The organism is Dactylosporangium cerinum, assembly GCF_042653625.1.
Lineage (GTDB): Bacteria > Actinomycetota > Actinomycetes > Mycobacteriales > Micromonosporaceae > Dactylosporangium > Dactylosporangium cerinum.
The window spans coordinates 430,525-449,494 of the sequence record NZ_JBHSIU010000066.1; the positions used below are offsets into that span (position 1 = coordinate 430,525).

An 18,970-nucleotide genomic window follows, 5' to 3' on the forward strand; every position below is an offset into this window, starting at 1 on the left:
CGCGCCGTTCCGCGCCGTGCCGAGGGTCAGCCGGCGCGGCCGGCCCGGCGGTAGGCGAGCACCCCGACGACCAGACCGGCGAAGCCGGCCAGCAGCCCGAGGACCGCGAGGGCGATGGTGGTGCCGTCGCTGTCCCTGTCGTCGTTCATCGCGCCGGCGGCGTCCTGCCCGGCGCTCGTGTTGCCCGGTGCGCCGGTCGCGGCGCCGGGCTTGGTCAGCTTCAGCACCGGCGCCGGGTGCTCGGCCTCGGTGCCGGCGGCCGGCTCGTCGATCCAGCGCACGACCTCCCCGTCGGAGTACGTCTGCAGCGCCTTGAACACGATCTGGTCCGTGGTGGGCAGCGGGCCCAGGGACACGTCGAACTCCTGGAACTGGTGCGGCTTGATCGCCGAGGCGGCGTCGGCCGTCCAGGTGATCTTCGAGACGCCCTCGGTGATCTCGCCGTCGTCGGTCTTGACCGGCGTGGCGAGCTTGGTGCTCTCGGTCACCGCGGTCCAGCCGGGCACCGGTTTGACCGACACCGACGCGATCGGCTTGTCGGTCGGGATCGCGATCTCGACCTTCACGGTGTTCGCGTCCTCCTTCTCGTTGGGTACGCGGAAGCTCACCTTCGCGTAACCACCCTGGGTGGCGGTGCCCGGGTTGACGGTCACGTGGGCCGCGGCGGCCCCGGGCAGGGCGAGGGCGGCGACCGCGGCGGCGACGACGGCCGTGGCCGCACGGGCGACAACTAGACGCATGGATGAGGTCCTCTCGGGAACTTCGGCGGCGCTGCCAACGACCAACTTGGTGACGCACAAACTAGTACATGCCAAATGCCGATTTTTCATCATGTATCGCTGGGAACTTTCCGGGCCTGGGCGACGACTACCGTGCCGAACCCCCAGTCGCCGCCCGCCACATCACCCGGAGGTCCCGCCGTGTCCGTCGACACCGACGTCTCACCCACCGCAGCGGACGAGGCCGAGAGACCGGCCCCGGCCGGCCGGTCCTGGTCGATCGTGCCCCTGCTGACCAGGCTGCACTTCTACGCCGGGATCCTGGTCGCCCCGCTGCTCGTCCTCGCCGCCGTCACCGGCCTGCTGTACGTCCTCACCCCGCAGCTCGACGGCATTGCGTACGACCGGGAACTGCACGCCGCCAAGATCGGTGCCGGGCTGCCGATGCCGCTGTCGGAGCAGGTCGCCGCCGCCGTCGCCGCGCACCCGACCGGCACCCTGTCCGCCGTGCAACCGGCCTCGGCACCGGACGCGACCACGAAGGTCGTCTTCAGCCTGCCGGAGCTGGGGGAGAAGCAGCACACGGTCTACGTCGACCCCTACACCGGCGAGATCCGCGGCCAGCTGACCACCTGGTGGGGCTCGACCCCGCTGACGACCTGGCTGGACGACCTGCACCGCAACCTGCACCTCGGTGACGTCGGCCGGGCCTACTCCGAGACCGCCGCCAGCTGGCTGTGGGTCCTGGTCCTGGGCGGGCTGATCCTGTGGTGCAACCGGCAGTGGCGCCGCCGCGGGGAACGCCGCCGCGGCCGCGCCGAGGCGACCCTGCTGTATGACCTCACCGCCGCGAAGGGCGTGCGCCGCACCCGCAGCCTGCACGCCGCGACCGGGATCTGGCTCGTCGCCGGCCTGGTGTTCCTGTCCGTGACCGGCCTGACCTGGTCGCGCTGGGCGGGGGAGAACTTCGGGCTCGCGCTGGACGGCCTGGACTCCCGCACCCCCGAGGTGAGCACCACCGTCGGCGGCGGTGGTGCGGCGCCCGGCGGTCACCACGGGGAAGCGGCCGCGGCCGCCGGGGACCCGGCGCAGATCGACGCGGTCCTGCACCTCGCCCGCGGCGCCGGGCTCACCGGGCCGACCGAGATCGGGCTGCCGGCGGAGGAGGGCGCGGCGTGGACGGTGAGCCAGATCGACTACGTGTGGCCGGTGCACCTCGACCGCATCGCCGTCGACCCGGTCGCCGGGACCGTCGTGGACCGGTCCGACTTCGCGGACTGGCCGCTCCTGGCGCAGCTCACGAAGCTCGGCATCCAGGCGCACATGGGCCGCCTGTTCGGCCCGGCCAACCAGCTGCTGCTGGCGGCGCTCGCGCTGGGGCTGCTGTGCGTGATCGTGTGGGGGTACCGGATGTGGTGGCAGCGGCGCCCGACCCGGGCGGACCGCCGGTCCGCCGCCGGTCCGCCGCCCGCCCGCGGTGCCTGGCGCCGGCTGCGGCTGCCGCTGCTCGTCGCCGGGATCGTCGTGGTCGCCGCGATCGGGTGGGCGCTGCCCGCGTTCGGGGTCACCCTGGTCGCGTTCCTGCTGCTCGACGCGGCGACCGGCGCCGTGCAGCGGATGCGTCGCAGACGGGCGGCACCGGCCGGCTCCTGAGCTCCGGGCCGGTTCCGGACCGGCCCTGGTCCGGAGCCGGTCCTTGCCGGTCAGCCCCGGCCGTGGCGAGTCCTTGCCGCCAGCCCAGGTCGGGGCCGGGCCTTGCTGTCAGCCCGGGTCGGGGGCTGGTCCTTGCCGGTCAGCCCTGGTCGGGGGTCCGGCGGCGCCACCAGACGGCGCCGCGGGCCAGGACCAGCACCACCGCGACGGCGCCGAGCACCACCCACAGCAGCCCGCTGTCGTCGCTGGAGTCTCCCGTCCGGTCCGTCGCGACGGTCGGCGCGGCGGCGGACGGGACCATCGGCGCGGCACTCGTCGCGGGCGCGGCGCTGGACGGGGCCGCGCTGGTCGGCGCCGGAGCGGCGTTGGTGAACGTGAACTGCCCCTCGAGCGGGTGACCGTCGCCGGACACGGTCCGCCACACCACCGTGATCGCCCCGGCCGGCAGCGGCTTCACCGGCTGGGTGAGGGTCTTGTCGACCGACTTCGGCGTGCCGTCGCTGTAGGACACCCCGTCCGGACCGGTGACCACGACGGTGCTGAACTGCTGCTTCACCATCTCGTTGAAGGTGAACACCACCGCCGTGAGCGGCGCGCTGACGGTGGCTCCGCCCGCCGGGTCGGTCTTGACCAGCTTGGCGTGCGCCCATGCGGGCTGGGCCGGCAGCAGCATCACCAGGAAGGCCGCCGCGGCGGCGGCGAGGGTCGCGCGGAGCGTCACGTGCAGTCGCATGGACCAATCCTGGACCCTGCGCCATCGCGGCCGTCGCACGGGGGTACGGCGGGAACTTTCCCCGCGCGGCCGCCGACTACCCGTGGCAAGCTCTCCCACGAGGTGAAGGATCGCTGATGTCGTTGCGCAACCATGGATTGCTGGCCGCGGCCGGCGCGGTGCTGGTGCTCGCCCTGACCACCGCGTGTGGCGCCGGCGAACCCGCGACCGGCACCCCGGCGGCCGGTTCGAGCCGGCAGGCCGGGCTCGTGGTGCGGGATCCGTGGGTGAAGACGGCGAAGTCCGGCATGTCCGCCGCGTACGGCACGGTGCAGAACACCACCGGCAAGGACGTCGTGGTCGTGTCCGCGACGTCGGCGGTGTCACCAGCGATCGAGCTGCACGAGACGACCACGGTCGACGGGAAGATGGCGATGCGGCCCAAGGCGGGTGGGTTCGTCATCCCCGCCGGCGGCACCCACGAGTTCAAGCCCGGCGGCGACCACCTCATGCTGATGGACGTCACGACCGAGGTGAAGGCAGGCGACCAGGTGACATTCACGCTCACGCTGCAGGACGGCGGCACGGTGCAGTTCACCGCGCTCGGCAAGGACTTCGCCGGCGGCAACGAGACGTACCAGCCGGGCATGGGCTGACGTGACCGACCGCACCGGGGAGCCGCTGAGCCGGCGTGCTCTGCTGGCCGGCAGCGCACTGTCGGTGGGCGGCGCGATCGGCGGGGCCGTCGCCGTCGGTGCCGTGGCCGCCCGGGACAGCGGCGACGGCCCCCGCGCCACCCCGCCGTCCACAGTGGACTACGGCGGGCAGATGGTGCCGTTCTACGGCCGGCACCAGGCGGGGATCGCCACTGCGGCCCAGGCGCACGCCGCCTTCGTCGCCCTGGACCTGGCCGCCGGCGTCGACCGGGCCGCGCTGCGCCGGCTCATGCTGCTGCTGTCCGACGACGCGGCCCGGCTCACCCAGGGCCGCGCGCCGCTCGCCGACAGCCAGCCCGAGCTGGCGCAGGTGCCGGCCCGGCTCACCGTCACGTTCGGGTTCGGTCCGCGGCTGTTCGACGTCGCCGGGCTCGCCGGGCAGCGGCCGGCGACCCTGCAGCAGCTGCCGGCGTTCCCGATCGACAAGCTGCAGCAACGGTGGTGCGGTGGGGACCTGCTGCTGCAGCTCTGCGCCGACGACCCGCTCACCATCGCCCACGCCCAGCGCATGCTGGTGAAGGACAGCCGGTCGTTCGCCACCGTGCGGTGGGTGCAGCGCGGGTTCCGCCGTGGCCGCGGCATGCAGGACGACGGCGTGACCCAGCGCAACGTCCTGGGCCAGCTGGACGGCACCGGCAACCCGGCACCGGGCAGCGCCGGCTTCGACAGCGCGGTGTGGACCGACAGCGGCCCGCAGTGGCTGCACGGCGGGACGACGCTCGTGCTGCGCCGCATCCGCGCGGAGCTGGAGTCGTGGGACGCCGCGGACACCGCAGGCAAGGAGTTCGCGGTCGGCCGCCGGCTGTCCGACGGCGCCCCGCTGACCGGCCGGCACGAGCAGGACCCGCCGGACTTCGCCGCGAAGAACGCCCTCGGGCTGTCCGTCATCTCCGAGTTCTCGCACGTGGCCCGGGCACACGTGACCGGCGACCGGCAGCGGATCTTCCGCCGCCCGTACAACTACGACGATCCGCCCGGCCCGGACGGCGCCGCCGACACCGGACTGGTCTTCGCTGCGTACCAGCGCGATGTCGGCGGGCAGTTCCTGCCGATCCAGCGCAACCTGGCCGAGGCCGACCTGCTCAACTCGTGGGTCACCCCGATCGGCTCCGCGGTCTTCGCGGTCCCGCCGGGCTGCGAGGCGGGCGGCTGGATCGGCGAAGGGCTGCTGGGCTGAGGGGCTGCCCGGGGGAGCGTCAGCGGACGGCGGCCACGGCCGCGTCCGCGCCGCCGCGCCAGATCGTGCCGGCCTCGGTGAAACCCGCTGCGCGCAGCGCGTCCAGGTGCCACGAGATCGGCGGCAGCCACTCCGCGGTGTGCCCGGCCGGGTAGACCTCCTGCCGCAGCACGACCAGCGGCCCGAGTGCCGGGTCGGCGTCGACGTGGTCCCACCAGTCCCGCCAGGACAGCACCGCCCCGGCCGCGTATCGGGCGTCGCGGTCCCGGTCGGCCCGGGCGGTGATCCGTGCGGTCAGCCCGGGCAGCGCGTCGTCGGGCATGTGATCGGCGTTGACGAAGATGCCGCCGTCGTCGAGGAGCCGGTGGATCTCGCGGTACAGCTGGCCGAGCCGCTCGGCGGGCAGCCAGTGCAGGGCCGTGGCGGTGAGCACGGCGTCGAACCCGCGCGCGGGCAGCGCCGCCGCCCAGTCCGGCCGGCGCAGGTCCGCGGTCACGATCCGGGCCCGCCCGTGCAGTGACGCCTCGGCGATCGCGAGCAGCACCGGGTCGAGGTCCAGCAGCGTGACGTCCGCCCCGGGGAACCGGTCGAGGGCCCGCAGCGTGATGGATCCGGTGCCGCCGGCGAGGTCGAGGATCCGTGGCGCGCCGGCGGCGGTCGCGTCAACGGCGTCGAGCATCGCGGCCAGCCGGTGCTCACGGTCCGGCAGGTACGCCTCCTGCTGCCGGTCCCAGCTCTCCTGCCATGCCCGCGCGTTTGCGATGTAAGGAGTCATAGCCACCAGGCTAGTTACCTCGTGAGCGCTGGACAAGACTGGAACAATGGGCCGCCCCGGGGGTGATCTTGAGGTTATCGGCGTCGCCGGGGGCGATGTTCCGGGTGCTGGTGGTGTAACTCTGGATCTCGCCGGTGTCGAAGTGATCGGGGATCCTCCGGGAGCGGAACCACGAATCCGGCGGCGGGTCGTGCCGATACGGAGACTGGAGGTGCGCATGGGCAACGGGCCGGTGGTCGGTGTGCTGTCGCCGTTCGCCGGCGGTGCCTACTACGGCACGATCCTCGCCGGGATCAGTGCCGCCGCCGCGGCGGCCGGCTGCCGGACCGTCGCGGTCCAGACCCTCGACGCCGCCGCCGACATGACGGTCAACGGCGGCACGCCGACCTTCACCGCCCCGGTCGCATGGGACCGCATCGACGGCTTCGTCGTCCTGGCCGACGCGATCACCGGCGCCTACCTCGACCGGCTGCGCGCCGCCGGCAAGCCCGTGGTGCTCCTCGGGCACAACGCCGGTCGCTCCGATCTGCCCACCGTGGTCGCCGACAACGGTCCCGGGATCCGCGCCACCGTCGAGCACCTGATCCGGCACGGGCACCGCAGGATCGCCTTCACCGGGTTCACCGCCGCCTCCGACGTCGCCGAGCGGCACCGCGCCTACACGGAGACCCTCCTCGCCCACGGCATCGACCCGGATCCCGCGTTGTTCCGGCCCGCGGCCGACAACCTGGAGAGCGGCGTCGCCTGGGCCACCCCGGCGGCGCTGCGGGACCTGGCCGCGACGGCGATCGTGGCGGCCACCGACCGCAACGCCATCGGGTTGCTGCGCGCCCTCGACGCGGCCGGGCTCACCTGCCCGGGCGACGTCGCGCTCACCGGCTTCGACGACGTCGAGGTCGCCGCGTACCTGGGGCCGGGCCTGGCCAGTGTCCGGCAGCCGCTCGAGGTGATGGCGGCCAAGGCGGTGGACCTGCTGCTACAGGGCATCGCCGGCGTCCCGGTCGCGGCCGGGGAGCGGCGGGTCCCGACGGTGTTCGTCGCCCGTGGGTCGTGCGGCTGCTCCGAGGCGGCACTGCGGCTGCCGCCGGCGGTGGCGGACGCGGGACCGGACCGGCTCACCGAGCGCCTGGCGACGCTGCTGCCGCCGGGCGCCGTGCGCACCGCCGAGCATCTCGCGGTGCTGGCGAAAGCTTCCGACGCGGTGGTCGACGTCGCGGCCGCCGCGGTCGCCGGGCGCACCCCGGACCACAGCGGCGCCACGGCGGCCCTGCTGGCCCTGGTCGCCCTGCAGGCGCAGCCCGAGGGCCTGCGGATCGCCGCCCGCGCCGTGCAGGAGTACACGCAACAGATCCCGGCGGCCGACGTGGCGACCGCCCGCCGCCTCGACGGTTGTGTGCAGGAGCTCATCCTCGCCGTCGTGCGGGTCCGCCAGGTCGCCAACTTCGGCGACCGGTGGCGGCTGCGGTCCACGATCAGCGCGCACTATGACCTGTCCATGGCGCTGCTGTACCACCGGCGGACCGACCCCCGCGACCTCAGCTGGCTCGCGGTCACGCCCGCGAGCGCAGGGTCCCTCGGCCTGTGGACCGGTGACGGCCGCCTGGAGGTCCCCGCCGGCTGGTGCCGGCTGCCGGGACCGCCGATCGCCGCCGGCACGACGTCCGTGCCGGCGTTCCCGCCGGCCGAGCTCATCGACGCCGCCGGCCCCGGGGAAACCGTCTTCGTGGTGCCCGCGAAGGTCAACGCCAGCGACCGCGGGCTGCTCGCCGTGGTCGGCGTCGTGGAGCGCCAGGTCGAGGACGGGCGGGAGCTGGTCAACCAGTGCGCGGCGCTGCTCACCGTCGGGCTCGACCTGCGCGAGCAGGAGAGACGCCTGCGCCGGGCGGCGCTGTCGGACACCCTGACCGGACTGCCCAACCGGGCCGCGCTGGTGGAGACCCTGGAGCGGGCGGTGCGCGCCACCGACCGGCGGTTCGCCGTGCTGTTCCTGGATCTCGACGGCTTCAAGCAGGTCAACGACCGGCACGGGCACGCGGCCGGCGACGAGCTGCTGGTCTACGTGGCGGAGCGGATCCGCCGTTCGCTGCGGTCCGGCGACATGGCGGCCCGCTTCGGCGGCGACGAGTTCGTGGTGTTCCTGGCCGAGGTCGGCTCGCCGGAGCAGTTGCACCGCATCGCCGAGCGGCTGCGGGCGTCGATCGTGGCGCCGTACACGGTGGCCGGGACGGTCGTGCGGGTCGGCGTCAGCATCGGCTGCATGCCGTGCGGCGAGAGCGCCAGCGCCGACGAGATCCTGTCCGCCGCCGACGCCGCCATGTACCGGGAGAAGATCGGCGGTCGCTGAACGCGCGGTGCCGATGATCGGCTGATCGGCCGAGGACCGCCGCGGTGCCCGGTTCCTAAGCTGCTGGACGTGTCTGCCCAACTCGCCATCGATTACGGGACGTCCAACACGGTCGCGTTGCTGCGCTGGCCGGAGGGACGGGTCCAGCCGATCCTGTTCGACAGCTCACCGCTGCTCTCCTCGGCCGTGTACGCCGAGGTCGACGGCCGGCTGCTCACGGGGCGCGACGCGACCAGGGCGGCCCGGCTGGACCCGGCCCGGTTCGAGCCCAACCCGAAGCGTCGCGTCGACGACACCGACGTCCTGCTCGGCGACACCACGGTCGCGGTCGTCGACCTGATCGCGGCGACGCTGCGGCGGGTCAACGACGAAGCCGTCCGCGCGCTCGGCCAGCGCCCGCAGACCATCGTCGTCACGCACCCCGTCGCGTGGGGCCCGGCGCGGCGTTCGGTCCTCACCGACGCCTGCGAGGCGGCCGGGCTCGGCCGGGTCGACCTCGTCCCGGAGTCCGTCGCGGCGGCCACCAACTTCGCCGTCGCCGACGGCGGCAAGGTCGACGACGGTCAGGTGGTCGTCGTCTACGACCTCGGCGCCGGCACCTTCGACGCCAGCGTGGTCCGCCGCACCGGCGACGGGTTCGAGACCCTCGCGTACCGCGGCGTCGACGACCTCGGCGGCCTGGACCTCGACGCGCTCGTCGTCGCCCACGCCGGCGCCGCCGTGACGGCCGACGAGGCCGGCGCGTGGCGTGCCGTCACCGAGCCCACCGACACCGACGGCCAGCGCCAGCACCGGCTGCTGTGGGACGACGCCCGCGAGGCGAAGGAGACGCTGTCCCGGCAGCCTTCGACCGCGTTCCACATCGGTGCGCTGCGCCGCGACGTCCTGCTGACCCGGACCGAGTTCGAGTCGGCGGCCCGGCCGCTGCTCGCGCAGACGGTCGCCGTGACGGAGGCGACGATCCGCGAGTCCCGGTCCCCGGTGGAGCGGATCGCCGGCGTGTTCCTGGTCGGCGGCGGCAGCCGCATCCCGCTCGTGGCGACGATGCTGCATCAGGCGATCGGTGTCGCGCCGGTGCTGCTCGAGCAGCCCGAACTGGTCGTCGCCCAGGGCGCGCTGAGCACCGTGACCCCACGAGGGGACGCCGCACCGGTGCGATCCGGGGCCGCCGTCGCAGCGCCGTCGGCGATCCCGGCCGCGGACCGCCTGGTCCCGCTCTCGCCGGCCGCCGCTGCGGCTCCCGTTGCGGCTTCCGTGACGGCTCCCGTGGCGGCTCCCGCCGGCGGCGACGAGGACTGGTCGGCGTCCGAGGCCGCGGATGCCGGCGACCCGGACTGGCCAGAAGACCCGGCTCCGCTCCGGGCGCCCGAACCGGCAGCCCGTAGGACGCCGTCGCAGCGGACGGCGCCGCGGGTCACGCCCCGTATGCCCGCCAGGCCCGCTGCGCCGACCGGTCCCGCGCCCGACCGGGCCAGCCGGATCCGGTGGTTCGCCTTCCCCGCGTTCTCGTTCCTGGTCGCCCTGGTGTGCTTCACCCAGGAGGTCAAGTACGGCGCCATCGTCCTGGGCATTCCCACCCTCCCGACGCTCATCGCGGCCGCGATCGGCGCCTGGCGCGACGAACGCCGCGGCGTGGCAACCCCGCCGTGGGTGCAGGCACTCGTCATCTTCCTGACCGGCGTCACGGTCAGCCCGCTGCTGCTGGCCGCCGCCCCGGTCACGTTGATCGTCGTGGTCGTCTGGCAGGTCCGCAAGCGCCGCCGGGCGGCGCCGTGACGCCCGTGCCCATCGACACCCCGCGTGGGGCGCCGGAGGTGATCGCCAAGCTGGCGCTGGAGCGGGCCGACGTCGAGCGCCGGTTCGGGCTGCGGTTCGCGCCGGTGGACAACGACCTCTCGCCGGCCGTCATGGCGCTCGGACGGCTGGCGGGCGGCACGCTCATCGGGTTCGCGAAGGTGGAGCTCGACCCCTCCCCGGGGGTCGAGGTGGTCCAGTTCGGTGGCCCGGCGCCGGAGCCGCGGGACGTGGTGTCGGAACTGCTGGAGGACACCGGTCTGACGTGGGACGAGGTGACGTGGCTGCTGCCGCCGCGGGGCGAGCCGTGACCCGTCACAGCCCGTAGGTCTTGCCGATGATCTCACGCTGGATCTCGCTGGTGCCGCCGTACACGGTGGACACGACCGTCGAGCGGACCAGGCGTTCCATGCCGTACTCGGTGGCGTAGCCGTAGCCGCCCATCATCTGCATCGCGTCCAGGGCGACCCGGCGGGCGGTCTCGGTCGCCTTGAGCTTCACCATCGACGTCTCGCGGGGCAGCACGGTGCCGGGGTCGCGGTCGACGAGCTCGGCGGTGCGGTACACGAGCAGGCGGGTGCACTCGATCTCGGTGGCGAGGTCGGCGATGCGGTGCCGCAGCACCTGGAAGCTGCCGATCGGCCGGCCGAACTGGCGGCGCTGCTTGATGTAGCCGAGGACGTCGTCGAAGGCGCGCTGGGCGGTGCCGAGCATGATCGCCGCGAGGATCAGCCGCTCGACGTTGAGCCCGGCCATGAGCTGCTTCCAGCCGTGGTCGACGGTGCCGACGACCGCGTCCGCCGGCAGGAAGCAGTCCGTGAAGTACAGGTCGTTGACCTCCCGCCCGCCCATCGTGTCGATGCCGCTGATCCGCAGGCCGGGGTGGTCGGCGGGGACCTGGAGCATGGTCATGCCGGCGTGCTCGCCGGGTGCGCCGGAGGTGCGGGCGACCAGCAGGATGCCCTCGGCGATGTGGGCGTTGGAGCACCAGGTCTTCTGCCCGTTGACGACGAACCCGCCGTCGCGGGGCTCGGCCCAGCAGGCCAGGGCCGCGATGTCGGAGCCGGCCTCCGGTTCGGACATGGCGATCGACCAGACGTCGCCGGCGCCGATGCCGCCGAGGACGGTCCTGCGCTGCTCCGGTGAGCCGAATCGTTCGTAGGCGCCGGCGACGATGATCGAGGTGTTGAAGCCGCCGATCGGGAGCTGGCCGTGCGCCGTCGCCTCCAGGAACAGGCAGGAGTCGAGCATGCCGCCGCCGGCGCCACCGTGCTCCTCGGCGATGGCGACGCTGAGCCAGCCCAGCGCGGCGACCTTGCGGTAGAGCTCGGGATCGTGTGCCCCGCGCGGGCCGGTGCCGACCTCGCGCCGGCAGAAGTCGGCGACGGCGGAGACGAACGCGCGTTGCTCGTCGGTGAGATCCAGCATGCTGCCACTCCTCGGGATTGACAGCGACCGTAGCATATCAAATATCAAATCTGGAGCACCTGTCGTGAGGGGTTCACCATGCCGGCGGAGACCGTGAAGCCATCGACGGAGACGGACGCCGTGCCGGCCGCGGTCGCCGCGGCCCGGGCAGCCGCCGGCTGGTGGGCCGGGCTCGGGTGGGACGGCCGCCGCCGCGCGCTGCTCGCCTGGAAACGCACCCTCGCCGGCCGCGTCGAGGAGCTCGCCGCGCAGATCCGCGCGGAGACCGGCAAGCCGCACGGCGACGCCGTCCTCGAGGTGATGCTCGCCGTCGAGCACCTCGACTGGGCCGCCCGGCACGCCCGGGCCGTCCTGCGCCGGCGGCGGGTGCCGGCCGGGCTGCTCGCCGCCAACCAGGCGGCCAGCGTCGGCTACGAGCCGCTCGGCGTGATCGGCGTGATCGGCCCGTGGAACTACCCGGTGTACACGCCGCTCGGCTCGATCTCCTACGCCCTCGCGGCCGGCAACGCGGTCGTCTTCAAGCCCAGCGAGCACACCCCCGGCGTCGGCCGGTGGCTGGCCGAGCGGTGGGCCGAGGCGGTCCCGGGCCCGGCGGTGTTCCAGGCGGTGACCGGGGACGGCGAGACCGGCGCGGCGCTGTGCCGGGCCGGCGTCGACAAGCTGGCGTTCACCGGCTCCACCGCGACCGGCCGCACGGTGATGGCCGCCTGCGCCGCGACCCTCACCCCGGTCGTGGTCGAGGCCGGCGGCAAGGACGCGCTCATCGTCGCCGCCGACGCCGACCTGGACGCCGCCGCCCGGGCCGCCGCGTTCGGCGGGTTCGGCAACGCCGGGCAGACCTGCGCGGGCGTCGAGCGGGTCTATGTCGAGCGCAGCGTCTACGAGCCGTTCCTGGACCGGCTGGCCGAACTGGCCCGGGCCACCCGGCCGGGCGAGGAGCCCGACGCGCGGTATGGCCGGATGACCACGCCGGCGCAGGCCGCGATCGTCGCCGCGCACATCGGGGACGCCCTGGCCAGGGGCGGCCGGGCGGTCGTCGGCGGCCCGGCCGCGGTGCGCCCGCCGTTCGTCGACCCGGTGGTCCTCGCCGACGTGCCGGAGGACAGCCTGGCGGTGACCGAGGAGACCTTCGGCCCGACGGTGGTGGTGAACCCGGTCCGCGACCTGGACGAGGCGGTCGAGCGGGCCAACGCCTCACGCTACGGGCTGGCCGCCTCGGTCTTCACCGGCAGCCGGCGCACGGCGGCGGACCTGGCGGCCAGGCTGCGGGCCGGCGCCGTCTCGGTGAACGCCGTCCTGGGCTTCGCCGCCGTCCCGGCGCTGCCGTTCGGCGGGGTCGGCGACTCCGGGTTCGGCCGCATCCACGGCGCGGACGGGCTGCGCGAGTTCTCCCGGCCCAAGTCGGTGACCCGGCAACGCTTCGCTGCGCCGATCGACCTGCTGCGGCTGGACCGCCGGCCGGCCGCGCTGGCCCGCGCGACCCGGCTGTTCCGGCTCCGGCACGCGCGCGGATGAGGAGCGCACCGCCGGCGGCGACGCCAAGGTCGGCGGCGGGCCTACGCCCAGCTGCCGAGGTCGTCCAGGTGCTTGATGAGGCGGTCGGCGCCGTCGGTGAAGTGCCGGGCCATCGCCGCCCGGGCCGCCGCCGCGTCCCGATCGGCGAGCGCGGCGAGCAGCGCGTCGTGGTCGGCGAGCATCCCGGCCCGCCAGGCCGGGTCGCCGGCGAGGAAGCTGGCCGGCGTGTACCGCGTCGCCCAGTGCAGCAGCCAGGCCAGCTTGCGGGCGCCGGCGATCCGGTTGCCGGCCCGGTGGAACTCGAACTCGAGCCGCTCGAGCTCGGCGACCGCGGCCCGGCGACCCTGCGCGGCGCGCCGGATCGCCTTGTGCACGGCCGTCAGCTCGTCCAGGTCCGCCGCCGTCGCCCGCTCGGCGATCCGCGTGGCCAGCTCGCCGGCGATGTGCGCCTGCAGCTGGAAGACGTCGACGATGTCCTGCCGGGACAGCGGCGCCACCACGTAGCCCCGGCGCGGCTGCAGCTCGACCATGTCGTAGCCGCGCAGCGTCAGCAGCGCCTCCCGGACCGGGGTGATGCTGACCCCGAGCTGCTCGGCGACCTCCTCGAGGCGGATCCGCTCGCCGGGGCGCAGGTCGCCCGACATGATCCGGTCCCGCAGGTGTGCCACGACCTCGTCGGCCAGCTGCGGCCGCTCGACGGCCATGGTGTCTCCTCCCGAAAGCGGCTTACTCTATCAAATATCAAACTATCGGGCTTCCGGGAGATCCTATGACTGGCCCGCTGCACGGGCTGCGCGTCGTCGAGCTGGCCGGCATCGGGCCGGGGCCGTTCGCCGCGATGCTGCTCGCCGACCTGGGTGCGGACGTGGTCCGGGTCGACCGGGCCGGCGGCGGCTCGCCGATCGGCGCCGACCCGACCGGTGACCTGCTCAACCGGGGCAAGCGCTCGATCGCGGTCGACCTCAAGCAGCCCGCCGGCGTCGAGACGGTGCTGGGCCTCGCCGGCCGGGCCCACGCCCTCATCGAGGGCTGGCGCCCCGGCGTCGCCGAACGGCTCGGCGTCGGCCCGGACGCGGTCCTGGCCCGCAACCCGGCGCTGGTCTACGGGCGGATGACCGGCTGGGGCCAGCACGGCCCGCTCGCCACCACGGCCGGCCACGACGTCGACTACATCGCCCTTGCCGGCGCGCTGCACCCGATCGGCCCGGCCGGCGGCCCGCCGCAGATCCCGGTGAACCTGGTCGGCGACTTCGGCGGCGGCTCGCTGTACCTGGTCGTCGGGATCCTCGCCGCGCTGCGCGAGGCGGACCGCACCGGGCGCGGGCAGGTCGTGGACGCCGCGATCGTCGACGGCACCGCGCACCTCACCACGCTGCTGCACGGCCTGCGCGCGGCCGGCCGGTGGCAGGACCGGCGGGGCGCGAACCTGCTCGACGGTGGCGCGCCGTTCTACGCCGTGTACGAGACCGCCGACGCCCGGCACATGGCGGTCGGCGCGCTCGAGCCGCAGTTCTATGCGGAGCTGCTGCGCCGCCTCGACCTGGACCGCGAGCCGGACCTGCCCGGCCAGCACGACACGGCCGGCTGGCCGCGGCTGCGCCGCGTGTTCGCAGCGCGCTTCGCCACCCGTACCCGGGAGGAATGGACACACCACTTCGCCGGTGGCGACGCCTGTGTCACCCCCGTGCTGACCCTGGACGAGTCGACCCGGGACGCGCACCTGGCCGCCCGCGGGACGTTCGTGGAGCGGCACGGCACGATCCAGCCGGCGCCGGCGCCCCGGTTCTCGGCCACCCCGGCGGAGCTGACCGGCCCGCCGCCGCTGCCCGGCCAGCACGGCCGGCAGATCCTCGAGGAATGGAAGGTCCGTTGATGCGCCTCGCCACCACCCTGCAGTACGCCGCAGACCCCAGGACCGCCGCGGATCAGGCCGCCGGATGGGAATCGGCCGGGCTCGACGCGATCTGGGTCGCCGAGGCGTACGGGTTCGACGCCCCGACCATCCTCGGATACCTCGCCGCCCGCACCGAACGGCTCGCGATCGGCTCGGCGATCCTGCCGATCTACTCCCGCACCCCGGCGCTGCTCGCGCAGACCGCGGCCGGCCTCGACGCGCTGTCCGGCGGCCGGGCCATGCTCGGCCTCGGCGCGTCCGGCCCGCAGGTCGTCGAGGGCTGGCACGGCGTGCCGTACGACAAGCCGCTCGCCCGGACCCGCGAGATCATCGAGATCTGCCGGCAGGCCTGGCGCCGCGAACCCCTCGCGCACGACGGCCTCTACCGGCTGCCGCTGCCGTCCGGCCTGGGCAAGCCGTTGAAGATGCTCACCCACCCGGTCCGCGACCGGATCCCGATCTATCTCGCCGCGCTCGGCGACCGCAACGTGACGATGACCGCCGAGCTCGCCGAGGGCTGGCTGCCGTTCCTGTACCTGCCGGAGCGCGCCGGCCAGGTCTGGGGCGACGCCCTGGCCGCCGGTGCCGCCCTCCGCGACCCGGCGCTGGGCCCGCTCGACATCGTGGCCGGCGGCCCCCTCGCGATCGGCGACGACGTCACCCACCTGCGCGCGCTGGCACGTCCGATGATCGCGCTCTACGTCGGCGGGATGGGCGCCCGCGGCCGCAACTTCTACCACGACGTGGTCACCCGGTACGGCTTCGGCGCCGCCGCGGACCGCGTCCAGGACCTGTTCCTGTCGGGCCAGAAGGAGGCCGCGGCCGCCGCCGTCCCCGACGAGCTGGTGGAGCTGTCGACCCTCATCGGGCCGGCGGGATACGTGCGGGACCGGATCGCGGCGTTCAAGGACAGCGGTGTCACGACGCTCAACGTCACGCCGTTGGGCCCCGACCCGCAGCGGCAGCTCGCCGCCGTCAAGGACATGCTGGCATGAGCGGCTGGACCTCGCCGCGCCCGCCCCGCCGGTGAGCGGGGTGGGCGTCGTGCGTCAGTGGTACAGCCCGTCGATGACGTCGGCGTAACGCTCGACGATCACGCGGCGGCGCAGCTTCAGGGTCGGGGTCACCTCGCCGGTCACCGGGGACCAGGCCGCCGGCAGCACCTGGAACGTCTTGATCTGCTCGGGCCGGGACAGCTTGGCGTTCGCCGCGTCGACCGCTGCCTGGATCTCAGCCAGCAGCAGCGGGTCGGTCGCGAGTGCGGCCAGCTCCAGGTGGAGGTCGCGGGCGCGGGCCCACATCGGGGCCATCTCCTCGTCGAGGACGATGAGGGCGGTCACGTACGGGCGGCGGTCGCCGATCGCCACCGCCTGACCGATCAGCGGATGCGCCCGCAGCAGGTTCTCGATCTGCGCCGGCGCGATGTTCTTGCCGCTGGACGTGATGATGAGTTCCTTCTTGCGGTCGGTGATGGTGAGGTACCCGTCGCCGTCGAGCACCCCGACGTCGCCGGTGGCGAGCCAGCCGTCGGCGTCGGTGGCCGGCTCCACGCCGCCGTCGGCGCGCAGGTAGCCGAGACAGACCAGGGGGCCGCGGACCAGGATCTCGCCGTCGTCGGCCAGCCGCAGCTGCATGCCGGGGTTGATCCGCCCGACCGTGCCGGTGCGGAACGCGTCCGGGGCGTTGATCGTGGCGGTGCCGGTGGTCTCGGTCATGCCCCAGACCTCGAGCACGTCGAGGCCGCAGCCGGCGAGGAACCGCAGCACCGCGACCGGGATCGGGGCCGAGCCGCTGCCGGCCCAGCCGGCCCGGTCCAGCCCGAGGCGCGCCCGCACCGGGCGGAGGACCTGCTCGTCCAGGGCGGCCACCTTGGCGGCGAGGTCCGCGGGCACCGGCAGGCCGGCCTCCCGCAGTACATAACCCTCCAACGCGGCCGATTGGGCCGCTTCGAAGGCGGCTCGGACGGCGGGGTCGGCGGCGGCGACGAAGGCCTGGATGCCGGCGACCATCTTCTCCCACACGCGGGGCACGCCGAAGAACGAGACCGGGCGGACCTGCAGCAGCCCGGCGGCCAGCTGCGCGGGGTCGGCGCAGATCGTGACGTGCCCGGCCCGGTACACCGCGTTGTAGATGCCCAGCATCCGCTCGGCGATGTGCGCGAGCGGCAGGTACGCCAGCGCCGGCGCGTGGTCGGGCACCGGCACGGTCGCCTCCAGCACGACCGCCTGGTACACCACGTTGCGGTGGCTGAGCAGCACACCCTTCGGGTCGCCGGTCGTGCCCGAGGTGTAGAGCAGCGTGACGGGCTGGTCCGGGCGCACCGCCCGCCACAGCCGCTCGAACGCCGCCGGGTCGGCCGCGGTCTCGAGGTCGTGCAGCGCCGTCGTGCCGGGTTCGGGCGGGCCGTCGAGCTGGACCACCCGGAGCAGCGACGGCAGCTCGTCCAGGAACGGCCGGATCCGGTCGAGCTGGGCGGGGTCCTCGACCACGATCACGCGGGCCTGGCTGTGCTGGGCGACGTAGCGCAACTGGTCGCCGCTGAGCGTGGCGTAGGCGGTGGCGGGCACGGCGCCGAGGTGCACCGCGGCGAGGTCGATCAGCCAGTGCTCGGGCCGGCTGGACATCAGCGTCAGCATGCGGTCGCCGGGGCGCAGCCCGAGCTCGTGCAGGCCGAGGGTGAGGGCGGCGACCCGGTCGCGCAGCTGCGCCCAGGTCAGGGTGCCGGTGCCGGCGAGGGTGCTGAGGGCGGCCAGGTCGCCGAACTCTCGGGCGTTGCGGTCGAGCAGCGAGGGGATGGTCAGGCCGTCGGCGGTCGCGGCGAACCGCCGCGCGAGGTCGTCCTGGGTGTCGGTGGCAGAGGTCATCGTGGTGCCTCCCTTACCCGGTGGCCGTGCGCGGGGGTGTGGTCACCGGAGCGTCGTGGCGTCTGACGTCGCCGGAGCGGGGCACGGGCACACCGCCGTCGCTCCTGTGGGCACTGTAAACGACGGTTAACTTTCTGGGAAGGTGTGCAGCGCGACGAGCGCGAGCTGCGCGACGGCAGCGGGAACGCCGCCGGTCTCGGTGAAGCGGACCGCCCGGCCCAGGTCGGTGACCAGGTTGATGGCCGCGTGCACGAGCACCCGGGCGTCGGTGGCCGGCAGGTCGGCCCGGGCCTGGGTGAGCAGCCGCACCCACTCCTCGACGTGCAGCCGCTGGACCTTGCGCAGCTCGTGCCGGTCCGGCTCGGGCAGGTTGTTGTTCTCGGCGAGGTACACCGAGACCAGGTCGCTCTCGCCGAACGCGAACCCGACGTAGGCCGCGACGAGCCGGCGCAACGCGTCGCCGGGGTCGGTGGCGCCGCGCAGCGCCGTCGCCGTCGAGGCGGCCAGCCGGTCCGAGGCGCGGTAGTACGCGGCGGCGAGGAGGTCGCCCTTGCTCGGGAAGTAGCGGTACACGCTGGAGGCGTTGATCCCGGCGGCGGCACCGATGTCCTCCATGCCGACGGCGTGATACCCGAGCCGGCGGAACAGCCGGATCGCCGCGGCGAGCAGCAGCTCCCGGCGCGACTCGAGCCCGGGCACGAGCGGCTCGGCGGCATCGGCGGCGGCGCGGCCGGCGGCACCGCGGGCGGACCGGATCGCGGCCGCGGGCGGCGCATCGGCGCGCAGCATCGCCCAGCCGAGGCGGTGCAGCGTCGCCTCGGCGCGGGCCTTCGGCGCGGCGGCCCGGTGCGTGGTCAGGCTGCCGAAGGTGCTCAGCGCGGCGCGCACCAGGAACTCGGCGCCGCCGGCGGACAGCTCCGGGCGCAGCCGTCGCAGGGGGGCGACCAGGCGGGCGTCGAGGCCGGCGAGGTCGGCGCGGAACTCGGTGCGGTGCTCCTCGGCCAGGTAGCGCCATTCCCACTGATACAGCGCGCCGACCTTGCGCCGCTCCACGGTGAACCGGGCGAGCGCCGCCAGCTGCGCGTCGAGCACCCCGGCCGGGTCGTCGCCCGGCACCTCCCGGGCCGCGTCGAGGGCCGCGGTGACCAGCTCGCGGGTGGCGTGCACGAGGATCGCGTACTTGTTGGGGAAGTGCCGGTAGACCGCCGGCCCGCTGATCCCGACCGCCGCCGCGATCTCGTCGATGCCGACCAGGTGATACCCGCGCTCGCAGAACAGCTCGGCCGCGACAAGCGCGATCTGGGCCTTTCGGTTCTTCGGCCGCTTCCTGGGTGCGAGGTCGGTGGCTGGCACACCGTGGAGCCTACGGCAGGCCCGGC

The 18,970-nt window shown here is 74.5% G+C and carries 16 protein-coding genes; 9 read left to right on the forward strand and 7 right to left on the reverse strand.

Going from position 1 to position 18,970, the window contains the following annotated elements; all coding sequences use genetic code 11:
• Positions 1–26: 26 nt before the first annotated feature.
• Entirely contained in the window at positions 27–740 is a 714-nt protein-coding gene (locus ACFPIJ_RS44330) for a YcnI family protein (protein ID WP_380125095.1), read from the reverse strand.
• A gap of 180 nt (positions 741–920) precedes the next feature.
• Here ACFPIJ_RS44330 and ACFPIJ_RS44335 point away from each other — a divergent pair, with 180 nt between their 5' ends.
• Complete coding sequence (locus tag ACFPIJ_RS44335; RefSeq protein ID WP_380125096.1) at positions 921–2,372, forward strand: PepSY-associated TM helix domain-containing protein; 1,452 nt, start codon at positions 921–923, stop codon at positions 2,370–2,372.
• Between the two features lie 139 nt (positions 2,373–2,511).
• On the opposite strand, the gene ACFPIJ_RS44340 is transcribed toward ACFPIJ_RS44335, so the two are convergent.
• Complete coding sequence (locus tag ACFPIJ_RS44340; RefSeq protein ID WP_380125098.1) at positions 2,512–3,105, reverse strand: copper resistance CopC family protein; 594 nt, start codon at positions 3,103–3,105, stop codon at positions 2,512–2,514.
• Between the two features lie 116 nt (positions 3,106–3,221).
• On the opposite strand from ACFPIJ_RS44340, the gene ACFPIJ_RS44345 reads away from it, so the two are divergent.
• Both ACFPIJ_RS44345 and ACFPIJ_RS44350 read left to right on the forward strand, forming a co-directional pair.
• The gene (locus ACFPIJ_RS44345; RefSeq protein WP_380125100.1) at positions 3,222–3,740 is read left to right on the forward strand and encodes a copper chaperone PCu(A)C; all 519 of its coding nucleotides are present in this window, start codon (positions 3,222–3,224) and stop codon (positions 3,738–3,740) included.
• Position 3,741: 1 nt separating this feature from the next.
• The gene (locus tag ACFPIJ_RS44350; RefSeq protein WP_380125102.1) at positions 3,742–4,977 is read left to right on the forward strand and encodes a Dyp-type peroxidase; all 1,236 of its coding nucleotides are present in this window, start codon (positions 3,742–3,744) and stop codon (positions 4,975–4,977) included.
• A gap of 19 nt (positions 4,978–4,996) precedes the next feature.
• On the opposite strand, the gene ACFPIJ_RS44355 is transcribed toward ACFPIJ_RS44350, so the two are convergent.
• The gene (locus ACFPIJ_RS44355) at positions 4,997–5,752 is read right to left on the reverse strand and encodes a class I SAM-dependent methyltransferase (protein ID WP_380125104.1); all 756 of its coding nucleotides are present in this window, start codon (positions 5,750–5,752) and stop codon (positions 4,997–4,999) included.
• Positions 5,753–5,969: 217 nt separating this feature from the next.
• On the opposite strand from ACFPIJ_RS44355, the gene ACFPIJ_RS44360 reads away from it, so the two are divergent.
• The 3 genes from ACFPIJ_RS44360 (at position 5,970) to ACFPIJ_RS44370 (ending at position 10,201) form a co-directional block, all read left to right on the forward strand.
• Positions 5,970–8,096, forward strand: a complete 2,127-nt coding sequence (locus ACFPIJ_RS44360; RefSeq protein WP_380125106.1) for a diguanylate cyclase domain-containing protein — start codon at positions 5,970–5,972, stop codon at positions 8,094–8,096.
• 69 nt (positions 8,097–8,165) lie between these two features.
• Positions 8,166–9,872, forward strand: coding sequence for an Hsp70 family protein (locus ACFPIJ_RS44365; RefSeq protein WP_380125108.1), 1,707 nt, complete (start codon positions 8,166–8,168; stop codon positions 9,870–9,872).
• Between the two features lie 5 nt (positions 9,873–9,877).
• Positions 9,878–10,201 carry a hypothetical protein gene (locus ACFPIJ_RS44370; protein ID WP_380125110.1) on the forward strand — a complete coding sequence of 108 codons (324 nt, stop codon included), beginning with the start codon at positions 9,878–9,880 and terminating at the stop codon, positions 10,199–10,201.
• A gap of 4 nt (positions 10,202–10,205) precedes the next feature.
• On the opposite strand, the gene ACFPIJ_RS44375 is transcribed toward ACFPIJ_RS44370, so the two are convergent.
• Positions 10,206–11,318, reverse strand: coding sequence for an acyl-CoA dehydrogenase family protein (locus ACFPIJ_RS44375; RefSeq protein WP_380125112.1), 1,113 nt, complete (start codon positions 11,316–11,318; stop codon positions 10,206–10,208).
• Between the two features lie 93 nt (positions 11,319–11,411).
• Here ACFPIJ_RS44375 and ACFPIJ_RS44380 point away from each other — a divergent pair, with 93 nt between their 5' ends.
• Entirely contained in the window at positions 11,412–12,833 is a 1,422-nt protein-coding gene (locus ACFPIJ_RS44380) for an aldehyde dehydrogenase family protein (RefSeq protein ID WP_380125114.1), read from the forward strand.
• Between the two features lie 41 nt (positions 12,834–12,874).
• Here the strand turns inward: ACFPIJ_RS44380 and ACFPIJ_RS44385 are convergent, their stop codons facing one another.
• On the reverse strand, positions 12,875–13,537 hold the full coding sequence (locus tag ACFPIJ_RS44385) for a GntR family transcriptional regulator (RefSeq protein ID WP_380125116.1): 663 nt from the start codon (positions 13,535–13,537) through the stop codon (positions 12,875–12,877).
• Between the two features lie 65 nt (positions 13,538–13,602).
• Here ACFPIJ_RS44385 and ACFPIJ_RS44390 point away from each other — a divergent pair, with 65 nt between their 5' ends.
• Entirely contained in the window at positions 13,603–14,706 is a 1,104-nt protein-coding gene (locus ACFPIJ_RS44390; protein WP_380125118.1) for a CaiB/BaiF CoA transferase family protein, read from the forward strand.
• Complete coding sequence (locus ACFPIJ_RS44395; RefSeq protein ID WP_380125120.1) at positions 14,691–15,722, forward strand: LLM class F420-dependent oxidoreductase; 1,032 nt, start codon at positions 14,691–14,693, stop codon at positions 15,720–15,722. Before ACFPIJ_RS44390 ends, ACFPIJ_RS44395 begins: the two co-directional genes overlap by 16 nt.
• A 54-nt stretch (positions 15,723–15,776) precedes the next feature.
• Here ACFPIJ_RS44395 and ACFPIJ_RS44400 read toward each other — a convergent pair whose 3' ends face one another.
• Complete coding sequence (locus ACFPIJ_RS44400; protein WP_380125122.1) at positions 15,777–17,591, reverse strand: AMP-dependent synthetase/ligase; 1,815 nt, start codon at positions 17,589–17,591, stop codon at positions 15,777–15,779.
• Positions 17,592–17,717: 126 nt separating this feature from the next.
• Positions 17,718–18,944, reverse strand: coding sequence for a TetR/AcrR family transcriptional regulator (locus ACFPIJ_RS44405; RefSeq protein ID WP_380125124.1), 1,227 nt, complete (start codon positions 18,942–18,944; stop codon positions 17,718–17,720).
• Positions 18,945–18,970 lie beyond the last annotated feature (26 nt).